23 protein-coding genes, 1 pseudogene and 1 riboswitch are annotated in these 26564 nt (G+C 48.0%); of the genes and pseudogenes, 4 read left to right on the top strand and 20 right to left on the bottom strand.

The annotated features are described in order from the left end of the window. Positions 1 to 17: 17 nt before the first annotated feature. The 5 genes from DHL47_RS05835 to tmk all read right to left on the bottom strand — a co-directional run bounded on the left by DHL47_RS05835 (position 18) and on the right by tmk (position 4579). Entirely contained in the window at positions 18 to 1253 is a 1236-nt protein-coding gene (locus DHL47_RS05835) for an ammonium transporter (RefSeq protein ID WP_209551210.1), read from the bottom strand. Between the two features lie 597 nt (positions 1254 to 1850). Beyond that, positions 1851 to 2708, bottom strand: a complete 858-nt coding sequence (rsmI, locus tag DHL47_RS05840) for a 16S rRNA (cytidine(1402)-2'-O)-methyltransferase (protein WP_209551211.1) — start codon at positions 2706 to 2708, stop codon at positions 1851 to 1853. Between the two features lie 2 nt (positions 2709 to 2710). Next, positions 2711 to 3028: a DNA replication initiation control protein YabA gene (yabA, locus tag DHL47_RS05845; protein WP_128835708.1), complete on the bottom strand. Its 318-nt coding sequence runs from the start codon at positions 3026 to 3028 to the stop codon at positions 2711 to 2713. 22 nt (positions 3029 to 3050) lie between these two features. Next, a complete protein-coding gene (locus tag DHL47_RS05850; RefSeq protein WP_209551212.1) occupies positions 3051 to 3944 on the bottom strand; it encodes a DNA polymerase III subunit delta' in 894 nt (297 codons plus the stop codon). Then, on the bottom strand, positions 3941 to 4579 hold the full coding sequence (tmk, locus tag DHL47_RS05855; protein WP_209551213.1) for a dTMP kinase: 639 nt from the start codon (positions 4577 to 4579) through the stop codon (positions 3941 to 3943). The genes DHL47_RS05850 and tmk overlap by 4 nt, the downstream gene beginning before the upstream one ends. 374 nt (positions 4580 to 4953) lie before the next feature. Between tmk and DHL47_RS05860 the strand changes: the two genes are divergently transcribed. Further along, a complete protein-coding gene (locus tag DHL47_RS05860; protein WP_128835700.1) occupies positions 4954 to 5841 on the top strand; it encodes a YitT family protein in 888 nt (295 codons plus the stop codon). Positions 5842 to 5871: 30 nt separating this feature from the next. Here DHL47_RS05860 and DHL47_RS05865 read toward each other — a convergent pair whose 3' ends face one another. The 14 genes and pseudogenes from DHL47_RS05865 to DHL47_RS05930 form a co-directional block, all read right to left on the bottom strand. Next, positions 5872 to 6528 carry a CBS domain-containing protein gene (locus DHL47_RS05865; protein WP_128835697.1) on the bottom strand — a complete coding sequence of 219 codons (657 nt, stop codon included), beginning with the start codon at positions 6526 to 6528 and terminating at the stop codon, positions 5872 to 5874. A gap of 1427 nt (positions 6529 to 7955) precedes the next feature. Then, the gene (locus DHL47_RS05870) at positions 7956 to 8666 is read right to left on the bottom strand and encodes an ABC transporter ATP-binding protein (protein WP_128835695.1); all 711 of its coding nucleotides are present in this window, start codon (positions 8664 to 8666) and stop codon (positions 7956 to 7958) included. Further along, on the bottom strand, positions 8666 to 9430 hold the full coding sequence (locus DHL47_RS05875; RefSeq protein ID WP_128835692.1) for an ABC transporter ATP-binding protein: 765 nt from the start codon (positions 9428 to 9430) through the stop codon (positions 8666 to 8668). Before DHL47_RS05875 ends, DHL47_RS05870 begins: the two co-directional genes overlap by 1 nt. After that, positions 9430 to 10383 carry a branched-chain amino acid ABC transporter permease gene (locus DHL47_RS05880; protein ID WP_209551214.1) on the bottom strand — a complete coding sequence of 318 codons (954 nt, stop codon included), beginning with the start codon at positions 10381 to 10383 and terminating at the stop codon, positions 9430 to 9432. Before DHL47_RS05880 ends, DHL47_RS05875 begins: the two co-directional genes overlap by 1 nt. Positions 10384 to 10386: 3 nt before the next feature. Then, the gene (locus DHL47_RS05885; protein ID WP_128835690.1) at positions 10387 to 11256 is read right to left on the bottom strand and encodes a branched-chain amino acid ABC transporter permease; all 870 of its coding nucleotides are present in this window, start codon (positions 11254 to 11256) and stop codon (positions 10387 to 10389) included. A 224-nt stretch (positions 11257 to 11480) separates the two neighbouring features. Then, a complete protein-coding gene (locus DHL47_RS05890) occupies positions 11481 to 12641 on the bottom strand; it encodes an ABC transporter substrate-binding protein (RefSeq protein ID WP_128835687.1) in 1161 nt (386 codons plus the stop codon). Positions 12642 to 12730: 89 nt separating this feature from the next. Beyond that, positions 12731 to 13000, bottom strand: a complete 270-nt coding sequence (locus DHL47_RS05895) for a DUF2129 domain-containing protein (protein ID WP_209551215.1) — start codon at positions 12998 to 13000, stop codon at positions 12731 to 12733. 140 nt (positions 13001 to 13140) lie between these two features. Then, a pseudogene (locus DHL47_RS05900) lies at positions 13141 to 13740 on the bottom strand (ATP-dependent Clp protease proteolytic subunit); the annotation flags it as partial. 189 nt (positions 13741 to 13929) lie between these two features. Next, a complete protein-coding gene (gene upp, locus DHL47_RS05905) occupies positions 13930 to 14559 on the bottom strand; it encodes a uracil phosphoribosyltransferase (protein WP_128835680.1) in 630 nt (209 codons plus the stop codon). Between the two features lie 107 nt (positions 14560 to 14666). Continuing rightward, positions 14667 to 17327 (bottom strand): magnesium-translocating P-type ATPase, encoded by a 2661-nt coding sequence (gene mgtA, locus DHL47_RS05910; protein ID WP_209551216.1) that lies wholly within the window; start codon positions 17325 to 17327, stop codon positions 14667 to 14669. A 157-nt stretch (positions 17328 to 17484) separates the two neighbouring features. Further along, positions 17485 to 18096 carry a glutathione S-transferase family protein gene (locus DHL47_RS05915; protein ID WP_128835673.1) on the bottom strand — a complete coding sequence of 204 codons (612 nt, stop codon included), beginning with the start codon at positions 18094 to 18096 and terminating at the stop codon, positions 17485 to 17487. Between the two features lie 149 nt (positions 18097 to 18245). Next, a riboswitch (M-box (ykoK) riboswitch) is annotated at positions 18246 to 18402 on the bottom strand. Between the two features lie 107 nt (positions 18403 to 18509). Next, a complete protein-coding gene (locus DHL47_RS05920; RefSeq protein ID WP_209551217.1) occupies positions 18510 to 19676 on the bottom strand; it encodes a MalY/PatB family protein in 1167 nt (388 codons plus the stop codon). A gap of 1 nt (position 19677) precedes the next feature. Beyond that, positions 19678 to 20772: a cystathionine gamma-synthase gene (locus DHL47_RS05925; protein WP_209551218.1), complete on the bottom strand. Its 1095-nt coding sequence runs from the start codon at positions 20770 to 20772 to the stop codon at positions 19678 to 19680. 520 nt (positions 20773 to 21292) lie between these two features. Beyond that, a complete protein-coding gene (locus DHL47_RS05930) occupies positions 21293 to 22921 on the bottom strand; it encodes a putative polysaccharide biosynthesis protein (RefSeq protein WP_209551219.1) in 1629 nt (542 codons plus the stop codon). Between the two features lie 86 nt (positions 22922 to 23007). Here DHL47_RS05930 and DHL47_RS05935 point away from each other — a divergent pair, with 86 nt between their 5' ends. After that, complete coding sequence (locus DHL47_RS05935; RefSeq protein ID WP_209551220.1) at positions 23008 to 24453, top strand: UDP-N-acetylmuramoyl-L-alanyl-D-glutamate--L-lysine ligase; 1446 nt, start codon at positions 23008 to 23010, stop codon at positions 24451 to 24453. Between the two features lie 91 nt (positions 24454 to 24544). Here DHL47_RS05935 and DHL47_RS05940 read toward each other — a convergent pair whose 3' ends face one another. Then, positions 24545 to 25312 (bottom strand): CPBP family intramembrane glutamic endopeptidase, encoded by a 768-nt coding sequence (locus DHL47_RS05940; protein ID WP_128836281.1) that lies wholly within the window; start codon positions 25310 to 25312, stop codon positions 24545 to 24547. Between the two features lie 200 nt (positions 25313 to 25512). On the opposite strand from DHL47_RS05940, the gene DHL47_RS05945 reads away from it, so the two are divergent. Together DHL47_RS05945 and DHL47_RS05950 are read left to right on the top strand one after the other, a co-directional pair. Next, complete coding sequence (locus DHL47_RS05945) at positions 25513 to 25674, top strand: hypothetical protein (RefSeq protein WP_209551221.1); 162 nt, start codon at positions 25513 to 25515, stop codon at positions 25672 to 25674. A 103-nt stretch (positions 25675 to 25777) separates the two neighbouring features. Further along, positions 25778 to 26563, top strand: a complete 786-nt coding sequence (locus DHL47_RS05950; RefSeq protein WP_128835666.1) for an ABC transporter ATP-binding protein — start codon at positions 25778 to 25780, stop codon at positions 26561 to 26563. Position 26564 lies beyond the last annotated feature (1 nt).

Genomic DNA, 26564 nt, shown 5'->3' on the forward strand with positions numbered 1-26564 from the left:
TCCGGCTGTTTTCATTTCTAAGAATCCAGGCCCATAAAGGTTGGATAGGCTGTTTCCTCGTGCTCACTGTCATCCAGACCCAGAGCTTCCGCCCGGTCGCTGACCCGCAGGGGTGTAAACATGCCAATCAATCGAATCAAAAGCCAGGCAATAAGGGCTGACCAAACCAGAGTCAAGGCAATGGCAGCTAAAGTAGCCAGCAAAAGGTGGCTGCTGCCAAAAAACAGACCGTAATTGCCCGCTTCCGGAGTCAGCTGCGGACTGGTAAAGAGAGCCGTCATCAGACCGCCGTAAAGACCGCCGATGCCATGACAGCCGAAGGCATCCAAAGCATCATCATAGCCTAATTTTACCTTTAAAACAGAAATCGCAAAATAGCAGACTGGACTGACCAACAAGCCAATCAGCAGAGCAGCCCAGTAAGGAACATAGGCCGCCCCCGGTGTAATAGCCACCAGACCGGCAATGAGGCCAGTTGAAGCGCCGACCAGAGAAGGCTTGCCGATAAGAGCTTTCTCTAACAGCAGCCAAGAAAACATGGCAGCCGCTGCAGACAAGATGGTCGTCATAAAAGCATGAACTGCCGCTCCATTCGCCTCAAGCGCGGATCCAGCATTAAAACCAAACCAGCCAAAAGCCAAGAGACCCGTCCCCAAGAGGACAAAGGGGATGTTGTGCGGCCGATAGTCCAGCCGCTGAAAATCCCGCCGCCGGCCGACAGCAAGAGCCAGTACCAGCCCGGTCACACCAGAAGAAATATGCACCACATCGCCGCCAGCAAAATCAAGAGCTCCGATTTTGGCCAAGAGCCCTCCGCCCCAGACCATGTGAGCCAAGGGATAGTAAATCAGAAGCAGCCAGCCGGCCATAAAGAAGAGCAGCGGCGTAAACCTCATCCGGCCGGCCACTGAACCTGTCACAATAGCAACAGCAATAATGGAAAACATCATTTGAAAGGCTGAAAAAGCTATATCTGAAATTTGATTTCCCAGAGAACTCTCTGTTTCACTGACACCTTGAAAAAATATGTAAGAAAAATTACCAACAAAATCTCCCTGACCAGCAAAAGAGAGGGAATAGCCGCAGATTATCCAGAGACAGACCGCCAGAGCGATGGGGGCAATGGACATCATCATGGTATTGATGACATTCTTCCTGCGGCCTAAACCGCCGTAGAAAAAGGCTAAACCAGGCGTCATCAAGAAAACCATGGCTGCTGCTAATAAGATAAAAGCTGTACTTCCACTATCCATATAGAAACTCCTTTTTGTTTTTATGTTAGATAATATAACATAAAATTTTCTTTGTGTAAAGGATTTTTTGAAATATTCTGACAAAACAATGCCCGAACTGCCGACAGAGACCGTAAAAACAAGCTTTTAGTTCTTTTTGTTTTTATGTTATATTTTCTTACACAAATCAAAAAAACTGACTCCTGTCAGTTTTTTGATAATTCTTCGGTTTCAAAACACTCTGTTAAACTTCCGGCTGAAAATTCTTTTTTTATAAGAGGCTGCTTACTCCAACTACCAGAATGCACACCAAACACCTTGAGACGGCAGATAAAAGCCTCTTAGGAAGTCTCAGCAGTACTGGCCTTCTGTCCGGTACAGGCTTGTCCTGCTTTGGCTGCTGCCCGCTCTCCCATTTCTGAGCTCGGACTGAAAAAATTCCCCGAGCTTTCCGCCCCTATACTGCCAGGACTGACGAAAGGTGCGTCTGCCTTATTCCCAACCTCCAACAGTCCCTCTGAAGCCTTGGAGTGGGGACAGGGCGATTTAAAACCAAAGAGCGAAGCCGAAAATTTTCAAGATAAGCTTCCGATCGACCGCCAAAGAAAGGCTGCTGGGTCACTGACTGTGATACAAGGCATAGAGCTCACTCTTATTTCGGCCGTATTTTTTGGCAATATCTTTGACAGCCTGATTTGTTTTGCTGCCAGATTCGACCAGAACGGCAATCTCCGCCAAAAGATCAGCATCTGCCATTTCTCTTTTTTCTTCCCGGGCTCCCTCGACAATCAGGAGGCACTCGCCCTTGGGCGGATGCTGAGCCAGATGGTCTATCAGCTCCGAAATCAATCCCCGCTGGTATTCTTCATAAAGCTTGGTCAATTCGCGAACCAAGACAGCCGAACGATCGCCGTAAACCTGCAGCATATTTTCCAGCGTTGCCCGAACCCGATGAGGCGATTCATAGAAAATCTGAGTCTCGGGATAGGCCATTTTGCTGCTGAAAAACTCCTTCTGCTGGCCAGCCTTTCTGGGCAGGAAGCCATAGAAAATATGAGGCTGAGGCAGCAGGCCGCTGGCAATCAAAGCTGAAATCCCAGCACTGGGCCCAGGCACTGTCACAACAGCAATGTCTTGGCTGATGGCCGCTTTGACTAAATCATGACCAGGATCGGAAATACTGGGCAGGCCGGCATCCGAAACCTGAGCAATACTTTGCCCTTTCTTCAGCAGATCCAGCAAGACCGGTATTTTCTCCCGGGCATTATGCTCATGAAAGCTGATTTGCTTGGTCGCAATATGAAAATGCTTGAGCAGAAGTCCAGTATTTCTGGTATCCTCCGCCGCAATCAGATCCACTGCTTTCAGAGTCTCAATCATGCGGATGCTCATGTCATCCAGATTGCCGATAGGGGTCGCGACCAGATAAAGCCTGCCATAGGCAGAATGGTCCTTAAAACTTCTTTGAATCTGCATCTCTACTCCCTAAACAGCAGCTCGTCACAGAACATGCATTCTGCATCATTTTCCCGGCGCTGACCGTAAAAATCCGTACAAATATGAAAACCGTCCGCATAAATCTTACGCAGATTATCCCGGCTTTTATGCCCCTTGGCCGGAGCAGTTGCTTCTACCTCGCCCAAGCGTTCTCTTAATTTATCATTTTCCAGGCGCAGGGCCGTATTTTCTTCCACTACGCTTTTAAGATGTTTCTTGATGGCCTCGACTTCTGCCAGAGTCACCAAAAGTGTCTGGGAAAAATCATCCAAAGCATCAAACAAATCCCTTTTATCCATGAAGCGCTCCTCCTTTTTCTGCTCACCATCGCTCATTTAACACCATATATTCCAAGGCATTTTGGAAAGAAACATTGGCCTGCCACATCTTCTTGGCCTGCAGCAGAGCTGCCAAAGCCTGCCGGCCTTTTTTCTGCATCATTTCTCTAGCAAAGAGTATTTCCAATACCTTAAAAACCTGATCCTGCCTGTCTTTTTCATCTGCTGCTTTGGCCACACGCGAGACCTGCAGATAGGCCTGATCAGGTCTTGCCAATAGCTCTTTGACAAAGCGCTCGCACTCACTGACCAGATCAAAGAAGGCAGAGTTATCAGACAAGCGATCAGCTTCTTCCTGAGTCTGACTGTAGGCAGCCAGAAATTCTGCCCGGCTTTTGACCAAGCCAGCCTGCTCCAAACTGTACTGCAAAGCAGGCTTATTTTTCAAAAAATGAAACACCTGTGTCCGGCTTTTAATCGTCGGCAGAATCAGCTGCTCATCCGCACTCAGAAGAAAGACATAAATCTCACTCTGCGGCTCCTCAATGACCTTCAAAAGAGAATTAGCAGCATTGAGGTGCATCTTGTCTGCCTCGCAGATGATGAAAACCTGCCGGCTGCTTTCCAGACCGCTCTGAGAGAAATTCCGCACCAGTTCACGGACTCGATCGGTTTTGATAATCCCGCCGGCCGGCCGAAGCACGGTAACATCAGAAAATTCTTCAGCAGCAATCAAGCGGCAGGTACGGCAGGACTGGCAAGGCCAGACTCCCTGTTTATTCTCACAGAAAAGGCTCTGAGCCAGCACCTGCGCCATATCAAAACTGGCAAAAGCGCCGGTAAATAAATAGGCGTGATGAAGGCGGTTCTGCTCCAAAATCCCCTGAAATCTTGCAAGAATCTTGGGCTGAATCTGCCGTAAAGTTTCTATTTTCATGATAGCTTTCCAAAACGGTTCTGAATAACCGCAAGACTGTCCCTGACAACTGCATCCAAGGGCTGGCTGGCATCAATCTTGACAAAGCGGTCCGGCTCCTTTCCCAGAATAGCCAAATACCCCTGCCGAACCCGCTGATGCAGACCCAAACCTTCCAAATCCAGGCGATTGATTTCGCGGTCTTGGTTTTTGGCGATGCGGGCCAGCCCTTCCTCTACGTCAATATCAAAATAAAGAGTCAGATCCGGTTTAAGCCCGTCCGTCGCAAACTGATTGAGCCATTCAATGTCTGTCACACTCAGCCCCCGTCCATAGCCCTGATAGGCCACCGAGCTGTCGATAAAGCGATCCATGATGACCGTTTTGCCTTGATCCAAGGCCGGCAGGACTCGTTCAGCCAGGTGCTGGCGGCGGCTGGCAATATAGAGCAAAAGCTCTGTTTTAGCATCCATTTCCGTATGAGCCGGGTCCAGAATCACAGCGCGAATATCTTCAGCAATCTTGACACCGCCTGGCTCTCGGGTCGTGACAATCCCCGTACCAATGTTTTCCAAAAAAGGAAGCAGGGCTTCCAGCACGCTTGATTTTCCGGCACCTTCCGGACCTTCAAGCGAAATTAAAATACCTTTTTTCATTTTTTACCTTTAGCTTAGACCCAAGGAAGTCCAGGCTCTTCATTTTTTCATCTACTACTCTTTCTGTTTCAAACCCACAGCAGAAGGCTGCAGCAAAAGCAGACAAAGCTTGCGGCAACCGCCGTCCAAAGAGGCTGCTAAGAGCGCAAATCAAACCAAGATGGCTATATCCGCAGTCTCAAAACAAAGCCTTGAAAGCCCAGCTGTTTGGTGTGGCTTCTCATAGTTTGAGTATAACCTTTATTTTACCAAAAAAAAAGACAAAAGCCTATAGAAGAAATTATCTAAAAAATGTTTTCAGGGTATTTTCAGTCTTACAAATTTTTGGTAAAATATATTCAGTAGAAATGTTTGAAAAGAGTTAGGAGGATGACATGTTTAAATTAAAAAACATACTGGCCATCATTGTGGGGGCTGGAATTTTTTCTTTTGGGATTCACTATCTGGTTATTCCCTTTCACCTATACGAAGGCGGCGCTACCGGCCTGACCTTGATCGTCTACTATCTTTTCAAAATTCCGGTCTCGACGACCAACCTGATTATCAATATTCCCCTCTTTATCATCGCCTGGAAGCTGCTGGGGCCTCGAACCCTTTACCTCAGCGTTCTGGGAACTTTTTCTGTCTCGGCCTGGCTGAAGATTTTTGAACTGCTGCCAGCTTCCAAATCCCTGCAGGATTATCTGTTTACGGCTTTAAAGGGCGATGTGCTGATAGCCTGTCTGGCAACAGGAATTATCCTGGGGGCTGGACTGGGAATCATTTTCAATGCTGGCGGTACCACCGGCGGCACCGATATCGTCGCCCGTATCTTTAACAAATACACCAGTATTTCCATGGGCAGGCTCATGCTGACGGTCGATTTTGTAGTCATCACCTTGGTTCTTCTGGTTTTCAAGGACCTGCGCATGGTTTCCTATACCCTGATGTTCGTCTTTATCACCTCCCGCGTCATCGACCTCATTGCCGAAGGCGGCTTTGCCGGAAAAGGCTTCCTGATTGTCAGCAGCAAGCCTACCGAGCTGGCTCAGGCCATCAATGACAAGCTGGAACGCGGTGTCACCTACCTCAATGGTCAGGGCTTTTACAGCCAGCAGGACTTGCAGATTGTCTACTGCGTCGTTTCCCGTAATGAAATGCAGCAAATGAAAAAAATCATCAACAGCATCGATCCCTTTGCTTTCACCACCATTACCGAAGCTCATGAAATTTTGGGCGAAGGCTTCACTCTGGATGCTAATAAACAGCCGATTGTACGTTAAAAGCCTCATCAAAGGAGGCTTTTTTCATGCCTATAAAGCTTTAGCTGAAGTATGGGTAATCTCTGCTATCTGAATCTGGTGCTGTTCAAACTTGCTTTTGACAGCATCTACATCCAGCTGGCCGTCAATCTGAACTTCAATGACCACCTTGCCGTCCTTGCGGGGGATATTGACCGTATTGGAAATATTAATGTTCTCCTCCACCAGCAGGCGGATGATCTGCTCCAGAACTCCGACCTTATCTTCCGTCACAAAGCGCATACGGACACCTTCTTCGCCGTAGCCAGACACTTCCAGAAAGGCCTTGAAAATATCACGGTCCGTGATAACCCCGTAAAGCTGCTCGTTATCCACTACCGGCAGAATGCCGATTTTATTTTTTAGCATCAGATAGGTCGCATCTTCCAGACTGGCAAACTGCGAAACGGTGATGACATCGTGGATCATGACATCACCAACCTTGGTTTTATTGAGCAGGTAATTCATCTCATAGATGGACAGACTGGTCGCCTTGGACGGACTGGCCTCCGCAATCGTTCCCTCCGTCACCAAGCCCACCAGCCTGTCATTTTCAATGACCGGCAGACGGTGCAGCTTCTGATCGCGCATCATATCTGCCGCATGGGCAACCGTCGTATCCGGGCTGATATAGACTACCTTTCGGGTCATAAAATCTTTAACTGCCATAAGAGTTCCCTCTTCTTCCTATCCGTATTTCTTATGCTTATTATACTTTATTTTGCAGCCGATTTCAAACGCTTTCAATATCTTTGCCTAAGTTTTCAAAATTTAGAAAAATTCCGCGATTGGGAAAATTGGCGAAAGCTGCCGGCTAGGTATCTTGTCTTTGATTTATCGTCATTTAGCTTCTCTTTTATTCCGTCGTTAACTGGCCATCCCAAAGGCGGTGGGACAGACTCCCATGACGGCTGCGCCCTCACCCACAGAGGGATGGATCTTTTAGAAGATACCGTATAAGACTCTTTTGACACTTCCTAGCGGAAGCTTTATCTGCCACCTCAAAACTTCCACTGGAGGTTTTGGGCAGCTCGCTGTCCTATCGTCCTGTATGTTAAGCGATAGGCTGAAACTGTCCCCCGGACAGTTTCACTGCTAAAAGCTAACTAAAAGACTATAAAAGCAAAATACCGATTGAAATCATCGCGCACTAATGATATAATAGGATTAAATATTAGTGAAATCGGAGAAAAACCATGAAGAATGTAACAGAAAAATTGAATAACCTGCCAAAACCTGTTCAGCTCATCATCGCCATTATTATCTTTGCTATTATGTTCTACCTTGGATACAGTCTGTTCTCCTAATCTCTTTGCAGCCGATGCTTAGAACGCGACATAAAAGCCGTCAGCCAATCTTAAACTAGTCAGCCATATATACAAATTTGTTTCGATTAATCAGCAGTGTATGATGCTATGCACTGCTTTTTTTCTACAGACAAAGGCTGGGCAGACATTTAATCCCAAACAAAAATACGATGATTGATAGTAAAAAAAACGCATAAAATCAATGTTATTGCAATCATTTGATTTTATGCGTTTTTGCTATTGGAAGAATTTTAACACAGCCGCTTTATTCGCAGTCTAAAAATACCCGCCGGACTGTTTTAATGAAAACTTCGTTTTCTTTAGCCGCAGCTTAAAAAGGGCCACCGAACCTTAATAAAACGAAAACTCGCTGCCGCGAGTTCTCATCCACAACCTGAAACAATCTCCGGATTCTAACATAAGGTGAGGCTGAGACAGACTCCCATGATGGCTGTGTCCTCACTCGCAGAGGGATGTATCTTTTAGAAGATACCGTATAAAAAGGCTTTCAGTCTCGCTTTGTTTTGGTAAAAAACTTTTGGCGCGGTAGCTGATTGCTCAAAGAGGCTGAGACAGACTCCCATGATGGCTGCGTCCTCACCCACAGAGGGATGTATCTTTGGGAAGATACTGTATAAAAAGTCCTTCAGTTTCGCTTTATTTTGGTAAAAAACTCTTGACGCGGTAGCTGATTGGACTTTTTGTTCGTCTTTTAGACTTCAAAAAGCTCCTACATTGAGGAAAACTCTGTTTTTCCTCCCCAACCTAAAACTGGACGTCAGTCCAGTTTTAGCCACCTAGATAGGCTTTGCGGACTTCGTCTGAGGCCAGAAGTTCTTCTCCTGTACCTGAGAGGACAATTTTGCCGGTTTCCAGGACATAGCCGCGGTCTGCAATGGACAGAGCCTTGTTGGCATTCTGCTCGATCAGCAGGACAGTTGTCCCCTGCTTTTGGATATCTTGGATAATATCGAAAATTTCCTGGATAAAGATGGGCGCCAAGCCCATTGACGGCTCATCCAAGAGAAGCAGCTTGGGCTGGCTCATCAGAGCTCGGCCCATGGCCAGCATCTGCTGCTCTCCTCCTGAAAGGGTCGCAGCATCTTGATTTTTCCGTTCCTCCAAGCGAGGGAAGCGGGAAAAAACTTTTTTGAGATTAGCCTGATTTTCTTCACGGTCCTTCTTCAGAAAGGCACCCATTTCCAAATTTTCCAGCACCGTCAGCCCCGGAAAAACATGGCGGCCTTCCGGCACTTGGGAAAGCCCCGCAGCTACGATTTTCTGAGCAGGAACTTTTTGAATCGGTCTGTTTAAAAATTCAATCTTGCCGGCACTCGGGCGGACCAGTCCGGAAATGGTGCGGAGGATTGTTGTCTTACCGGCACCGTTGGCCCCGATCAGGGAAACAACTTCCCCTTCATTGACTTCAAAGCTGACATCGCGGACAGCCTGAATCATGCCGTAATGAACAGAGAGATTCTCAACTTTAAGCATGGGCATTAGGCTTCACCTCCTAGATAAGCTTCGATAACGCGTTTATCGTTCTTGATTTCGTCTGGAGTGCCATGGGCAATCAAACGGCCGTATTCCAGCACATAGATCCGCTCCGTCACTTCCATGACCAGACTCATATCATGCTCAATCAGCATAATGGTAATGTTGAACTCATTTTTAATCCGGCGGATCAAGGCCGTCAGCTCTGCTGTTTCCTGAGGATTCATACCGGCAGCAGGCTCATCCAGAAAGAGAATCTTAGGCTCTGTCGCCAAAGCCCGTACGATTTCCAAGCGGCGCTGCTGGCCATAGGCCAGATTTTTCGCCAGCGTCTCTGCTTCCTTGTCCAAATCAAAGATTTTCAGCAGTTCCAAAGCCTTGGTCTTCAGCTCCTCCTCATTCTTATAGTAAGCCGGCAGGCGGAAGAAAGAGGCAAAGACATGCGCTTTGTGGTGGTTGCCAAAGGCAATCAGAACGTTGTCCAAAACAGTTAAATCCTTAAAAAGACGAATATTCTGAAAGGTCCGGCTGAGGCCCAGGGCCGCAATCTTGTAAGGAATCTTGCCATTGAGCAGATGCCCGTCCAGAGTGACCGTCCCTTCGCTGGGCTCGTAGACGCCTGTCAGGAGATTGAAAAGAGTGGTCTTGCCAGCACCGTTAGGGCCAATCAGACCGACCAGCTCCCCTTCATTCAGCTCCAGCGTCACATCACTGACAGCTGTTAGACCGCCAAAGTTTTTGGTTAATTTTTTTACATCAAGCAGTGCCATTATTCTTTGACCTCCTTATGCTTCTTAAAGAGTTTGGATAAGCTCAGCTCCCAAGTGCCCAGAAGGCCGCCCGGCCGGAAAATCATGACTAAAATCAAGGCCAGTGAATAGACAATCATCCGAATGCTGGATACATCCTGCAGCAGCATATTGAGAACGCCTAGAACTACGGCTGCAACAACCGTCCCGGTCATCGATCCCAGACCGCCAAAGACGACAATAATCAAAATGTTAATCGTATTCGTAAAAGAGTAATCCTTTGGCACCACTGAGCCGACAAAACCAGCCTGCAGCGAACCCGCAATTGACGCGGTAATCGCACCGAATACAAAGGCGGTTACCTTGACCTTGGTCGTATGAACCCCAACAGACTCGGCCGCAATCTCGTCTTCGCGGACGGCCAGAGTGCTGCGGCCCATCGGACTGCGCAGGAAATTGATGGTCAAAATCGTTGTAATAACAGCAAAGAGATAGACCATCTGCCAAGAGGTAAAAGGCGGAATATAGGTGATACCGGCCGCACCATTGGTCAGCTCCCCGCCATTGATGATGAGGATACGGATAATCTCTGATACTCCCAGAGTGGCGATAGCCAGATAGTCCCCTTTGAGACGAAGGGTAGGAATCCCTACTGTCAGAGCCACGGCACCGGCGATGAGGGCACCGACCAGCATAGCAGCAAAGAAAGCACCATAGGTAGGCGATTTAGAGCCGATAATGGCGACAGCATAGGCACCGATCGCCATGAAGCCAGCATGGCCCAGCGAGAACTGACCGGAAAATCCTACAATGAGATTGAGACCGACAGCCATAATAATATTGATGCCGATTTGTTCAAAGATTTGGATATAGAAGGCATTGAGGACACCGGCACTGACCAAAACTGTTATCAGCACATAGCCAATCAGCAGCAGGCCGAGCCATAAAGCATTTATTTTTAAATTCTTTTTCATACTTTACACCTTCTCTTTCACATTTTTGCCAAGGATACCAGCTGGACGAATCAAGAGAATCACAATCAGAATGGCATAGACAATGGCATCGCGGAAGTCAGACAGACCGAAGACAGTCGCAAAGGTTTCCAACAGGCCGATAACGAAGCCGCCGAGAGCCGCGCCGGGAATAATACCGATACCGCCCAGAACAGCCGCCACAAAGGACTTAATCCCCGGAGTCATTCCCATCAGGGGCTCCAGTGAATTATAGTAGAGGGCAATGAGGACACCGGCCGCTCCGGCCAGAGCAGAGCCCAGAGCAAAAGTGAAGCTGATTGTTCGGTTGACATTAATCCCCATCAGCTGGGCCGCATCACTGTCTACAGAAACAGCCCGCATAGCTTTCCCCATTTTGGTCTTTTGCACAATAAACTGCAGGGCCACCATGAGGAAAATCGAGATTCCCAGAATCAGCAGCTGAATGTTGGAAATTGAAACCGGACCCAGACTGTAGCGTTCAATCTTCATGACCTGCGGGAAGGAACGCGTATTGGCGCCGACAAAGAAAATCATGCCGTATTCCAAGAGGAAGGACACACCGATGGCCGTAATCAAAGCCGCAATCCGGGTCGAATGACGCAGGGGACGATAGGCCAGAAACTCAATGATCACACCGAGAAGGGCTGTCCCCAGCATGGCTAAGATGAGAGAAAGGAAGAAATTAAACTTCAGGATATTAATCAGATAGTAGCCCATAAAGGCCCCAATCATATAGATGTCGCCGTGGGCGAAGTTAATCAGTTTAATAATCCCGTAAACCATAGTATAACCCAGAGCCAGAAGCGCATAGACGCTGCCCAGAATTAAACCGTTGACTAATTGTTGGAGCATGACACACCACGCTTTCTATAATAAAATAAGGAATGGGACAAAAACCAGCAGACTAGGTCGTGATTTTGTCATCCCACTCCCAAAATAGCAATAATAGTTGATGAAGAAATGAATAGGAGCTGATACATAAACTTTTACAGCAAGCAGTCATCTATCCAATCTCACTCAAACAACTGGAAATTAAAAACAAGTCAAAGACTGGGATAGTCCCAGCCTCGTAACTTTTATTCAGCTTCAACCGTTTCAACAGTATCTACCTGACCGTCTTTCAGACCAATCATCAGAGCTGTTTTCACTGGATTGTGGTCCTTGTCAATGGTGATTGAACCTGTAACACCTTCAAAATCTTTCAGCTTGGCCAGGTTATCCTTGAGTTCTACAGATGTTTTAGCGCCTTTTGAAGCCTCTGCTGCCATATACACAGAATCGTAGGAAAGCGCCGCAAACATTGAAGGCTCTTCATTGTACTTCGCCTTGTATGCTTCGATGAACTTCTTAGCCTTGTCAGTCATATCGCCGGAAGTTGTGAAACCTGATACATAGTAGACATTTGTCGCTGCAGCCGGTGTTGCCTGCTCCACAAACTTAGCATCGCCAAAACCGTCAGGGCCGACGATGGTCTGCGTAATCCCCAAACCACGCGCTTGGTTGACAATTTTACCAGCTTCTGTGTAGTAGCCTGGAACCACGAGAGCGTCAAATTCTTTGCCCTTAATCTTCGTCAAAGCAGCCTGGAAGTCAGTATCCTTAGACTGGAAGGTTTCAGTAGCGACGATTTCACCCTTAAATTCCTTCTTGAAAGCATCAGCCATTCCTTTAGCATAGTCGCTGGATTGGTCATAGTAGAGAACCACTTTTTTCGCTTTCAGATTATCCGTTACATATTTAGAAATAATCTTACCTTGGTAGCTGTCAATGAAGGTCGCACGGAAAAGATAATCCTGCTTGTCCGTCAGATTGTCCTGAGTCGCACTCGGAGTGACAATCGGAACACCGGCTTTCGCAGCGTTGGATGTTGCTGAGGCAGTCGCACCGGAAGTCGCAGGGCCAATGATCGCATTGACCTTATCCTGAGTTACCAAGCTGGTTGTAATGGTCGCTGCTTCGGCCGTTTCAGACTTATTGTCCTTGTCCGTTACTTCAATCTTCTTACCGTCCACACCGCCAGCTGCATTGATTTCATCCACTGCCAGCTGAGCGCCGCGCTGTTCAGCTGTACCATAAGCGGCAACCTCACCGGATTCTTCAAAGTTAAAACCCAGTTTAAGCGTGTCGCCGATTTCTGTACCGGTCGCTGTTGAGTTGTTATTGGAAACTTCGCCGCAGGCTGCGAGCAGAGCTGCACTGGCAAATACTGCTAGGGACAGAGCAAATTTTTTCTTCATTCCAAAATCTCCTTATTCCTTTTGTTTGATGATATAGTAAGAATATATCGAATTATCTGAAAATTGTCAACCCTTTATGCTTACTTTTATCAAATGATAACGTTTTCCTGGTTTCGATAGAGGCTGCCGACAAAATCCGTGTCTAAATCCTGAATATGGCAGAGCCGTACTTTTTTGATATAGCGTTCTTTGGACAGCTGATTTTTCAGACTGTCTGCCTCTTCTTTATTGACATAAAGCTGCAGATAGCGATGTTTTTTGGAATGATAGATGACATCTCCGACACTGGCCAGCTTTTTAACATCGCGATTGTAATAGAGATAGACCACCAAGCCTACTCTTTCTTTTTTCTTTAGCATAAAACTCCTTTCCGATAGATCTAGTCCTTACATGATTATAGCAAAGATAGGCCCAAAAAACCAGCCCTTAAAAAGCGCTGAACAGCAGAAGAGCAGTTGGAAACTGCAAAAAAAGGAGCCTCCTTTCGGCTCCTTCTCTCTTAACCCAGATTGCTGTTTTCCATGATTTCGTCAATAAAGCCGTAATCCAAGGTTTCCTGAGCGCTCATCCAGTAGTCGCGTTCAGCATCCTTGTGGATTTGCGCAACAGATTTGCCGGAATTATTGGCCAAGATTTGCTCCAAAGTCTTACGGGTTCTGAGCAGGTGCTCTGCAGCAATCGCCATATCGGTCTGCTGGGTGCCGCCGCCTGTGCCGCCCATCGGCTGGTGAATCAGGTATTCCGCATTTGGCAGCATAAAGCGTTTGCCCTTGGCCCCGCTGGAAGCAATAATCGTTCCCATGCTGGCTGCCACGCCCATGACGATTGTCTGCACATCAGACTTGATAAAGTTCATGGTATCCACAATAGCCAGACCGGCTGATACAGAACCGCCTGGTGTATTGACATAAAGATAAATATCTTTGCTATTGTCCTGAGCATCCAGGAAAAGGAGCTGGGCAATGACCGAGTTGGCCATATTGTCCTCCACCGGACCGGTCAGCATAATGATGCGGTCTTTTAAAAGGCGGGAATAAATATCATAAGAGCGTTCTCCGCGGCTGGTTTGTTCAATCACTACAGGAATCATCGTTTTCTCACTTTCTGTTTTAAAATTTTTCTATCAAACTAGGAAATAGAATTTCACATTATGGGACTATTATAGCCTTTTGGTCAAAAAAGGTCAAATATTTGCTTTGCACAAAAGATTTGAAAGCAAGAAGCCAGCAAAGCCATTTTACAGATGAAGCATTGCTGCAGCAGGTCTTGCTGTTCACCATTCAGGCTCTTATTTTGTCCCAAACAGCCGGTCGCCGGCATCGCCCAGCCCGGGAACGATGTAGCCGTGGTCATTAAGATGGTCATCCAGAGCAGCTGTGAAAATCTCGACATCCGGATGGGCTTCCTGCAGGGCATTGACACCTTCCGGAGCAGCCACCAGACAGACAAAGGTAATGTTGCTGGCACCGCGCTTTTTGAGGGAATCAACTGCCAAAATAGCAGAGCCCCCCGTTGCCAGCATAGGGTCCACTACAAAGATGTGGCGCTGGTCAATATCCTCCGGCAGTTTGACCAGGTATTCAACCGGCTGCAGGGTTTCTTCGTCCCGATACATCCCAATATGGCCGACCTTGGCTGCCGGCACCAGACTCAAAAGGCCGTCTACCATACCGATTCCGGCTCTCAGAATAGGAACAATGGCCAAGGTTTTGCCAGTCAGCTGCTTTTGCACTGTCTTGGTAATCGGTGTTTCAATCTCTACGTCTTCAAGGGGCAAGTCGCGCAGCACTTCGTAGCCCATCAGCATAGCAATCTCATTGACCAGCTCCCGAAAGGCCTTAGTCGAAGTATCCGTACGGCGTAAAATGGACAGCTTATGCTGAATCAGCGGATGTGCGATAACTTCAAGTTTTCCCATGATTGGATTTCCTTCTTTCAACTTATTCTTCTTATTATATCAAAAACACAGGAAAAAGGCTCGCAGCAAGCAAGCCTTTTCAAAGATTTTCTTATCTGTTTTTAAACTCACAGCCATTCCTTATAACGCTTGATATAGAAGTGCTTGACCAAGGTCACGCTGGCCATATAAAGGACGATAATCAGCAGCAGGCACAGGAAATAAACACCGTTGAGCGGGGCGACTTTCAGCAGACCGGCAAAGAGACTGTAAGGCAAGGAAGTGACAAAGAGGGCTGCCGCCAGCGTCGTCACAATGACAGACAGAGCCGGACGGCTGTGCACGAAAGGCAGCTTCGGTGAGCGCAGCATATAGATAACCATGGTCTGAGACCACATGGACTCAATGAACCAGCCTGTTTGAAAGAGCGTGATGAAGGCTGCTGCTTCTGCCGAGCCATGCTGGTAACTGCCACCCATAATCATAGGTACAATGATAAAATAGAGCAGCAAGTATGTCAGAATATCAAAGACCGAGCTGATTGGGCCTATCCAAGCCATAAAGCGGGTAATGGATTTGGCGGACCAGATGCGCGGCTGCTTGAGAAACTCACTGTCTACATTGTCAAAAGGCAGAGCAATACAGGAGAGGTCATAGACCAGATTGAGCACAATCAGATGGACCGGTGCCATGGGCAGAAAAGGCAGAAAGACACTGGCAAAGAGCAGGGAAAAGATATTCCCAAAGTTGGAACTGACCGTCATCTTGATGTACTTGGTCATATTGGCATAAACCTTACGGCCCTCTACCAGACCCTTTTCCAGCACCATGAGATCCTTATCCAGCAGGATGACATCGGCCGTTTCTTTGGCAATATCGACAGCTGTATCCACCGAAATGCCGACATCCGCCACTTTCATGGAAGGAGCATCATTGATGCCATCGCCCATATAGCCGACCTTGTGACCGTTAGCCTTGAGCTGCAGGATAATCCGTGCCTTTTGATCAGGCGATAGTTTGGCAAAAACGGTCGTTGCTTCCACTGCCCGGCTGAGCTCCTCGTCCGACATAGCATCCACAGCAGAGCCCAAGAGGATGCTGTCAACATCCAGTCCGACTTTCTCACAGACGGCTTCGGTCACTTTTTCATTATCCCCTGTCAGAATTTTTGTAGCAACGCCGTATTCAGCTAAAATTTTAATGGCTGGGGCTGCGGACGGTTTTGGAGGATCCAGAAAGGCCAGATAGCCGGTCAGGATCATATCGGATTCATCATCAATGGAGAACTGATAATCTTCTTCCAAGTCAGATTTGTAGCTGACACCCAGCACACGCAGCCCCTGTTCATTGAGCAGGGCTACTTCGTCCAGAATTTCCTGACGGATTTCCTCGGTCAGTGCGGTAATCCGGCCCTTGTATTCCACATAATTTGAAATAGCCAGCATTTCCTCCAGCGCCCCCTTGGTGACCATGCTGACGGACTCTTCATCATCTTTGACAATGACACTCATCCGGCGGCGCTCAAAGTCAAAGGGCAGCTCGTCAATCTTCTTGAAGGTTTGGTCCAGGTTGCGGACGAGTTCGTGCTTTTCTGCTTCTTTTTCCGTCCGGCTGATTATGGCCCGATCCATGAGGTTTTTGAGGCCGGTTTGATAGTAAGAATTGAGATAAGCCCGGCGCAGCACTGCCAAGTCCAGATCTCCATGAATATCCAGCGGGTATTCCAGCACAATTTCGTCCTGGGTCAGCGTTCCTGTCTTATCCGTACAGAGGATGTCGATAGCCCCCAAATCCTGAATGGCATTGAGCTTCTTGATGACCACCTTTTCCTGGGCCATGATAATCGAACCCTTAGCCAGACTGGCCGTGATAATCATGGGCAGCATTTCCGGAGTCAGGCCGACCCCGACGCTGAGGGCAAAGACTCCTGCTTCCAGCCAGTCACCGTCAGTCAGGCCGTTGATGAAGAAAACGACTGGCACCATGACCAGCATGAGCCGGATCAAGAGCCAGGAAATGCTGTTCATTTCCCGCTCGAAGGAGGTCGGTTCGTCATAGGTATTGAGGGTCTGCTCGATAGCTCCCATCATGGTCTCGTCTCCGACCACCAGGACCAAGGCCGTTGCCCGGCCGGAAATGACATTGGTCCCCATAAAAGCCAGAGACTCTGTTTCTAAAAGGCTATCAAGATTTTGCCCGTCAGCCTTGGCCAGACAGACTTTTTCCACCGCATCGCTCTCACCGGTCAGGCCAGACTGCTGCACAAAGAAATCACGCGAGTCCAGCAGCAACACATCCGCAGGAATCATATCGCCGGCGCTGAGCTTGATCATATCGCCCACAACGATTTCATCAATGGGAATCTCCTGCTCTGCCCCTTCACGGATAACCGTAGCCGTATTGACGATGAGACGGGACAGATTGCTGGCTGCCCGGTCGCTCCGCAGCTCCTGCACAAAGCGGATTCCGCCCGAAATCAGGACCAGCACCACAATGATAATGGAGGTTGTCGGATCCTCCTCTCCTGGCTTGGCCAGCCAGACATTGGTCACCAGAGAGACCAGGGCGATCACCAGCAGGATGACGGTAAAGGGGTTGATGATGGATTCATAAATTTTTTTAAAGATGGAATCTTCCTGCCCCTTGGTAATGACATTTTCTCCGTAGAGATCGCGGTTTTCCTCGACCTGATCTTCGGTCAGACCGCGAAAGGCACTCTTATAATATGCCAGAGTTTCTTGAACAGGCAGCTGCAGCGCTGCCAGCAATCTTTCTTTTACGTTTTTCATTGGTTTCTCCTATCTATATGAATAATGTGGTTCATACACAGAGACCAATCACTTTATCAGGACAGAACGACACAAATCAGCGATTGGCTGTGTATGTGCGGTTCCGGATGATCGTCAATTTGCATCGTACTTCTCCTTTCTTAGTTTATAAAAGCAGTTAATAATCCCAAGATGCTTGCAAGACATCAAAAGTAGCATTCATCTTCTGTGTCCATTCTTGCAAGTCGGGAAAATTTTCTCTCAAAGAAAATCCAATGACTTCTTCACGTAAATTCCACCAATCTACAAGAGCAACTACTTGGATTGTTGCAATATTTAAAGAAAGTCCCTGCTCAGTAGCCAATTTCTCTAATAAGGCCAAACTCCGGACATTTCTCTCATCAATTTGCTGATGTCTGTCTTTCCACCAATGCTCTTTTTCATGAAAAAATTTTTCCGCAACCATCGGCATTGTGTTTTCCAAAATTCCTTCAGCAACGGACAGTATGTTCAAAACGTGCCACTTCTCTATTCCATTAGGAAAAAGCGGAGTTTCCTGACCTAGCTCATCTAAATATTGGGAAATTAAATCACTACCATACAACCATTCTCCATTGGAAGCTTGAAAAACAGGAATTCTACCCAAAGGATTATCTTGATTATGCGGTGAATTTTTGTCGAAAGCCACCTGAACTCTCTGAATATCCACTTGCTCCTCTAAATGATGATGTAAAATTGTAGCATAGACTTTACGCGCAAAAGGACTGGTACTAGAATACCAAAATTTCATTACTATTCCTCCTTCTTTTTTCTTAAAAGGCAGGCAATCAACTATTTATACTCTTGAAATATTTTCAGCAAAAAAGAATACCCTGCCAATTTCTCGACAGGGTTATTTGCATGTCAGGTTATTCGCTTCATTGTTTTAAACACAGATAAAACAAGCATTCACCGTTCAAGCTTTAACTCCATAAGGCGATGAAATGAGCTTAGTCTTGACCTTGGCGATCAGGACTGTTGACCAACGAGCAGTGTCTCCACTGCTTTGCGGTAGTCATCCGTATCCTTATGGTAGCCTCACCTACCGATTTTTCATTCTAACTATACTCCTCTTTAGAATGATTGTCAATAGGAATGGCCTCTTCTTTTTCATTTTTTATGAAAATCTTTCACAGAATGTCCTTTCAAGCGCTTTTAGATCCGTTACTGAGGCAGGGCTGCAGCAATGCGCCGACAGATTTCTTCAAGGATGGACTTAGGAGCGGCCGCATTGAGCCGGGCATGGCCCTTGCCCTCCTTGCCAAAATCACTTCCCCGATTCAAGACAACCTTAGCCTCTTCTCTAAGCAAGTGGAAAAGCTGGTCATCTGTCAGCCCATAATCTGAAAAGTCCAGCCAAACCAGATAAGTTCCTTGAGGTTTCATGATCCGCAGACGTGGTGCTTCCTTAGCAAAATAATTGACAACAAAATCAATATTTTCTTCTAAGACAGCCTTAAGCTCGCTCAGCCAAGGCCGGCCATAGCGATAGGCTGCTTCTGTTGTCAGCAAACCCAGCCCCGGAATTTCATGCTGGTTATTGGCCAGCTGGCGCCGTTTGAACTGGCTGCGCAGGGCCGGATTTTCAATCACGGCATAGGAATTTTTGGTACCGGCAATATTGAAGGTCTTGGTCGCGCTGGATAAAATCAGACTGAAGTCCTTGAAATCAGGTGAAATGGTATTAAAAGAGGCATGGCGATGGCCGAACAGCGTCAGGTCCTGATGGATTTCATCAGAGACCAGCAGCACATCATACTGTTGGCAGAGCCGGCCGATTTTCTCCAAGACTTCTCGCTCCCAGACCCGGCCGCCGGGATTGTGGGGATTGCAGAGGACATAGATTTTCACAGCATTGTCTGCTAGGTCGCGCTCCAGCTGGTCAAAGTCAATCTGAAAGAGCCCATCCCGCTCGATTAGAGAATTGGTCACAAGCCTGCGGTTATTGAGCTTAACGGTACGGGCGAAGGGCGGGTAGACCGGGCTGTTGATGAGGATGGCATCTCCCTCCTCTGTAAAGGCCTGAATGGCCGTCGAAATGGCAGGGACGACCCCTTCGATGAAGACCAGCGCTTCCTTGTCAAAACTATAGCCATGCTCCTCTCGCTCCCAGTCCAGAACCGACTGAATGAGCTCCTCACTGGCGTAGGTATAGCCATAGACCAATTGCTCGGCATAGTCATGCACGGTCTGCTGGATTTCCGGCAGAACCTCAAAGTCCATATCGGCAATCCAGGCCGCCAAAACATCCGGATCTTCCTCTGCTTCTTTCCACTTATAAGTATGCTGCCCCAACCGGTTGGGAGCTGTTTCAAAGTTATATCTTCCCATTTCAGGCCTCCAAAGCTGACTGCAGATCAGCCACTAAATCCCTGCTGTCCTCAATCCCAATCGACAGACGCAGCAAATCATCGGTCAAACCATAGGAATGGCGGACCTCTGCCGGAATATCGGCATGGGTCTGAGTCGTCGGATAGGTAATCAGACTTTCCACTCCGCCCAGACTTTCTGCAAAGGTAAAGACCTTAAGACTGTTCAGCAGCTGCGGAATCTTTCCTTCATCTGCGATTTTAAAGGAAATCATGCCGCCCTTTCCGGGATAGAGGACTTCCTTAACAGCCGGCGAATCTTTCAGAAATGCTGCGACTTCTCTGGCATTCTGAGTGGAACGCTCCATGCGGAGCGCCAGCGTCTTGAGACCGCGCAAGAGCAGGTAGCTGTCAAAGGGCGACAGGACTGGACCTGTTGTATTGAGATTGTAGAAAAGTTTCTCGTAAAGGGCAGCATCACTGGTCATGATGGCTCCAGCCAAGACGTCATTGTGCCCGCCCAGATATTTGGTCGCTGAATGAAGGACCAAGTCAGCCCCCTCCTCCAGCGGCCGTTGGTAAATCGGGCTGTAGAAGGTATTGTCTACCAAGACCTTGGCTCCCTTTTCATGAGCCGCCTGAGAAATGCGGGCAATGTCAAACTCCACCATCAGAGGATTGGTCGGTGTCTCGATATAGACAATATCTATATCCTCTGTCAGAGCTGCCAAAAGCTCTGCCTCCGTATTGGCATAGGTGAAATGGAAACGCCCTTCCTGCTCCGCCTGATTGAACCAGCGGAAAGAGCCGCCGTAGAGATCGCGTACCGCCAAGACCTGACTGCCGACCGGAAAAACGCTGAAAGCAAGGACGATGGCCGACATGCCTGAGCTGGTCGCCAGAGCATAATCCGCACTCTCAATAGCTGCCAGAGTCTGTTCCAGACTGGCCCGGGTTGGATTTTTAGTCCGCGTATAGTCGTAGCCGGTCGACTGGCCAAACTCCGGATGCTGGTAAGTCGTTGAAAAATGCAGCGGCGCTGTCAATGCACCGGTAGCTTCATCTGTCTTGATTCCTGCTTGGGCTAAAAGGGTATCCAACTTCAATTCCTTGCTCATCATGTCCTCCATTAAAATAGTGAGGTATGGTATTTCCTCAGATGTATGTTCACTTCTCTATTGTATCATCTTCAGAAAGGCCTGCGCTTTTTTCTTTTCAAGAGCTAGGTATAGTTTGAAACTATGACCGCATGCGAATTCTCAAAGAAACGCTGGTCATGAAGGCAGCTGTGCCCTGCAAAAAACTGCTTTCCCGTTCATCTAACATTGCCCTGCAGGAATACCGGACGAATGGCAGAGGCTTTCACGACAAAAATAGCAAATGGCGGTGGGACAGAACTAAATTTTTAAAAATTTAGTTCGTCGTCCCAGCCCCGCGAGGATGATTAGGAGCTTTTTGGAGTCTAATAGACGAACAAAAAGTCCAATCAGCTACCGCGCCAAAAGTTTTTTACCAAAACAAAGCGAGACTGAAAGACTTTTTATACGGTATCTTCCAAAAGATCCATCCCTCTGTGGGTGAGGGCACAGCCATCATGGGAGTCTGTCTCAGCCTCAAATTAAAAAGCCTTAGGGCTTTTTAATGAATATGAAATCTGCGGCGCAGACTGGCTGCTTTCGATCCGATAAAACGGTCCATGAGCCGGACCCGCAGGGAGAAGCCGCCGTAAATGGCCACACCGATGCCGCCAATCAGCAGCAGATAAATCAAACTGGAAATCCGGCCGCTGGGCTGCAGAAAGAGACCTATCAGCAGCTCTGCGATTAAGACAAAAACGGTCATGACACCGGTCAGGATAGCCGTCAGGAGACTGCGCTTGATGAGATTTTTAGGATTGAGGCTGGTGACCCTGCGAATCTCCTGATACATGAGGACAATCGGAAGAATCAGGCCGACAGTGGTCGCAAGCAGAGGTCCGTAGGCTTTAAAGAGATAGATAGCAGGCACCTGCAGGAGGATTTTGACTCCGACTCCGTAGAGGAAGTAAATAATGGCCTTGCGGTTTTGGAACAGCGCCTGAATCATAGGGGCAAGAACGGTATAGATGCTGAGAATGATGGTCTGCAGCATGGCAAAGACGAAAAGACCCAGAGCCAGACCATCCGGCTTGCCATAGAAGACGGTGTAAAGGGGCTCAGCGACTAAGACAGAGCCAATGGTCGCCGGCAGGATAAAGAAGAACAGCATGCTGAGGTTGTCCTGCACCAAGCGGGCTGCCGCCCTGAAATCTCCCTTGACATAATTCTCCGTCAAAAGCGGAATCCCCACCCCTCCGATGGAAGTCGCCACCGCAATCAGAATCATGGTGATTTTATTGGGATTGGCTGAGAAGTAGGCAAACTGGACCAGCAACTCTGACTTGCTGTACTTGGTCAGCCAGCCCATGACATTGATAAAGGTCGCCTGATCAATAATCTGAAAGAGCTGAATGGCCGATCCGGTAATAATAAAGGGAATGGCTTCACGAATGGTATCCCAGAGCAGGGCCCGGCCGTTTATCTCGCCGGCATTGGCAGGCTTGTGGAGAATGGGCAGCAGCATCCCGGTCTTCCATAGGTAAAAAACCAGAACAGCCATGCTGGCCAGCATACCGATAAAGGCCGCAAAAGTTGACTGGGTCACAGCTTCTACATAGTTGCCAGAACCGATTTTCATGATAAAAAAGGCGGTCAGCAGCATCCAGATAACCCGGATGACCTGCTCAGCAATCTGGCTGATAGCGTAGGGTTTGAGATTGTTAAAGCCTTGGAAAAAGCCGCGGATGACGCTCATCGAAGGGAAAATCAGCACCGCCCAGGACAGACTCTGCATGATTGGTATCAGCTCGCTTCCGCCGCCTGACATAGAAGCAAAAAGCGGTGACAGAACATACATTATCAGGGCAAAAACGGCACCCAAGAGCAGCATAAATTTGAGAAATTCCCGGATCAGGGTAAAGCTGTGCTCTTCCTTGTCAATGGTATTGTACTTGGCCACCTGCTTGGCGACTGCAACCGGGACACCAGCCGTTGAAATCAGCAGAAACCAAGCGTAAATATTATACCCCATAGTAAAGAGGCCGTTGGCCTGCGCACCGTGCTGTCCCATCCAAATGTACCAGGGAATAATATAAATAGCTCCCAAGAGACGGCTGATAAAATTGCTGGCGGTCAGCCAGGCAGTTCCCCGCAGCATCTGTTGCTGCTGGCTCGTTGTTTCTTGACTCATAGAAAACCTCTTCTATTTATTCTTCTTTTATTATAAACTTTTCCTTGCCTCTTGTAAAACCCAGCCATAAGGTTTACAATAGATTTATGATTAAAATTGAAACCGTATTAGATATTTTAAAAAAAGACAAGAATTTCCGTGATATTGTCAAAGACGGAGAATACTTCTTCTCTTACAGCGACTTGACTTTTGATAAGATCAGCTATGACAGCAGGGAAGCCGATGCTTCTACTCTCTTTTTTGTCAAGGGCCAAGCCTTTAAGAAAGAGTTTCTGGAAAAAGCCGTCGCAGCCGGGCTGAAACTTTATATCAGTGAGACAGACCTTGAGGTCGGCATTCCGGTCCTCTTGGTCAATGATGTCAAGCAAGCTATGAGCCTGATTGCCATGGAATTTTACGGCCATCCTGAGAAAAAGCTCAAACTGCTGGCCTTTACCGGAACCAAGGGCAAGACCACCACTGCTTACTTTGCCTTTAATATTCTGAAACAGAGCCAAAAGCCCGCTTTGCTGTCCACAATGAATACGACTTTAGATGGGGAAACGTTCTTTAAATCCGCTCTGACAACGCCGGAAAGTCTGGACCTAATCAAAATGATGGCCCAAGCCCTTGCTAATGGCCGGACTCATCTCATCATGGAGGTGTCCAGTCAGGCCTATCTTACCAAGCGGGTCTATGGCCTGACCTTTGATGTCGGCGTCTTTCTCAATATCAGCCCCGATCATATCGGCCCCATCGAGCACCCAACCTTTGAAGATTATTTCTACAATAAGCGGCTCTTGATGGACAATAGCCGAGCAGTTATCGTCAATAGCGGCATGGACCATTTTCAGCTGCTGGCTGAGCAAGTGGCCTCTATGGACCATGACTTCTACGGCCCTGACTCCAGCAATCAGATTGCTGATTCAGAGGCTTTCAGCTTTGAAGCAGCTGGAAAACTGGCCGGCCGCTATGATCTGCAGCTCATCGGCCGCTTTAATCAGGAAAATGCTTTGGCAGCCGGTCTGGCCTGTCTGCGCTTGGGAGCTTCTCTCTCTGATATCCAAGCCGGCATTGCCGAGACGCGGGTACCAGGCCGCATGGAAGTTCTGACTCAGAAAAACGGAGCCAAGGTCTTTGTGGACTACGCCCATAACGGTGTCAGCCTGGCAAATCTGCTGGCAGTTGTTGAGGAGCACCAGAAAGGACGGATTGTCCTGCTTCTGGGGGCAACTGGCAATAAAGGCGAGAGCCGCCGCAAGGACTTTGGCCTCTTGCTCGACCAGCATCCGCAGCTGTCGGTCATCCTGACAGCAGACGATCCCAACTATGAGAATCCGCTGGCCATCGCTGAGGAAATCGCCTCCTATATCTCCTATCCGGTGGACAGGATTGCCGACCGAGAAGAGGCAATCAAAAAAGCCCTCAGCCTGACCAGCAAGGAGGGCGATGCTGTTATTCTGGCCGGCAAGGGAGCAGACACCTACCAAATCATCAAGGGCAAAAAAGCTGCCTACCCCGGCGACTATGCACTGGCAGAAAAGTATTTATAAAAAAAGGCGAGTTGCTCATCGCCTTTTTATTATGGATTCTGCTTGAAGAGGCCGCTGCCTGGTCTGCTGATGATTTTCATTGAGTATAACCTTATGACCGCCAGTTAATCAGCACATACATCAGGCTGGAGCCAAACATGTCTGCCAGAGCATGCATGAGAAAGAAGGGCAGCAGATTTTTGACCTTGTACTTGTAGAGGAAGTAATAGAAAAGACCGTATACCACTCCGATAACCAGCGCCCACAGCATGCCCTGATAGGTATGAAAAGAAATCCGGATGATGGTCGAATAGAGCAAGGCCCACCACTTGTATTTGTCATTGACCGAGGTCATGAGCCCTAAAAAGAAGAACTCTTCATAAAAACCATTGAGAAGACCATAGAGTATCGCCATGGGAGTTAAATCAGCCAATTTACGGAAAATTTCCAGCGGGTCAATATAGGACCAGAGGGCAGGGTCAAAATAATTGTACTCCCCGCTTAAAGATGTCACAATATCTCCGAAAATGCCAACTAGGGCAAAGATAAAGGGAACCCAAAAAAGAACGGACCAAGTCAAACGGACCGGCAGCTGCTTGAAGTCAAAATGCCGCAGCAGCAGATAAGCAATGGTCAGGGCCAGCATGATGAGCTGGAAGGTTAAGTTGCTGGAATAAGCAGCACCGTCACTGGCGGCCGTCGTACTGCTGTCGGCAGCGGCACTTGCTGCAGTTGCTGCCGCAGGTGCCAGACTGGCCAAAAAAAGCTCAGTGGAGCGGTATATAAACTGCCCAAACAGAAGCAGGGTCACGACAGCAATATCAAACCACTTCAGCTGTTTCAGCGGCTGGGACGGGTGAATGTTTTTCAAAATGTTCATCATCATTCCTTCTTTTCGGCGGGCTGGGCTGCCAGCCCGTGTAATAGTCTATAGCCCAGACAGACAGTAGGCTGACTGTCCCTATCGGTCTATGTATATGAATTATAGCAAAGAAAGCTTAAACTTTTATTAGAACGGCTTGAAAAACCAGAATAGTTTTTTATTATTGTCATTTTATAGTAGACTTGTTCGGAAACCGTATGGTGGATCAGCTAGCCTTAAGCGGCCGGCGCACCAGCAAACGACTCCGTCCTTTCATTGATAAAGGCGGTGGGACAGACTCTTTGCCTCGCTCACAACCGCCGCTGGAGATGGTGAGCATCTCACTGCCTAGTCTGATTTCGATTTTCATTGAGCATTAATTATTAGAATTATTAAATTGTCAGAAAAATCTTTTTTTCTTATCTTTTTTGTGGTATAATAACTAGCGTGATTCTTCCAAAAGAATCAAGGGAAAGGAAAGTCATGTCCACTATCCGTGCAGCAGGCATTCAGGTTGCCTATGATCAGAAAACTATCATTGACGGGCTGGACTGCCAGCTGGAAGAAGGAAAGATAACGACTATTATCGGCAGCAATGGCTGCGGAAAGTCCACTCTGCTCAAGGCCTTTACCAGAATCCTTCCGACCAGAGCAGGCAGCATCCTGCTGGATGGTCAGGCCATTGCGGAGCTTCCCACCAAGGCAGTAGCCCGCAAGATTGCCCTCCTGCCCCAGGTCTTGGAGGCCGCTGAAGGGATTCGGGTCTATGATCTTGTTTCTTACGGCCGCTATCCCCACCAGTCCTATCTGGGCGCCCTCTCAGCAGAAGACCGGGATAAGATTGACTGGGCCTTGGAGGCAACCAAGTCTGCTGCCTTTGCTCATGAGGAAGTGGATGCTCTCTCCGGAGGCCAACGCCAGCGGGTCTGGATTGCCATGGCTCTGGCCCAGGACACCGATACCATTTTTCTGGATGAGCCGACGACCTATCTGGATATGAACCATCAGCTGGAAGTCTTGGAGCTGCTGCAGGAGCTCAATCAGGCCAATGGCAAAACCATCGTCATGGTCCTGCACGACCTTAATCTGGCTGCCCGCTTTTCGGACCAGCTCATCGCCATGAAGGCTGGACAGATTCGCAGGCAAGGCCGGGTGGAAGATTTGATGACCCCCGAGATGCTGAGAGAAATCTTTGACATTGAGGCCCAGATTATTCAGGATCCTATTCAGAAAAGACCCCTTTGCCTCAGTTACCAACTGATAAAATAAT

Source organism: Streptococcus panodentis (assembly GCF_017884005.1).
In the GTDB taxonomy this organism is placed as follows: domain Bacteria; phylum Bacillota; class Bacilli; order Lactobacillales; family Streptococcaceae; genus Streptococcus; species Streptococcus panodentis.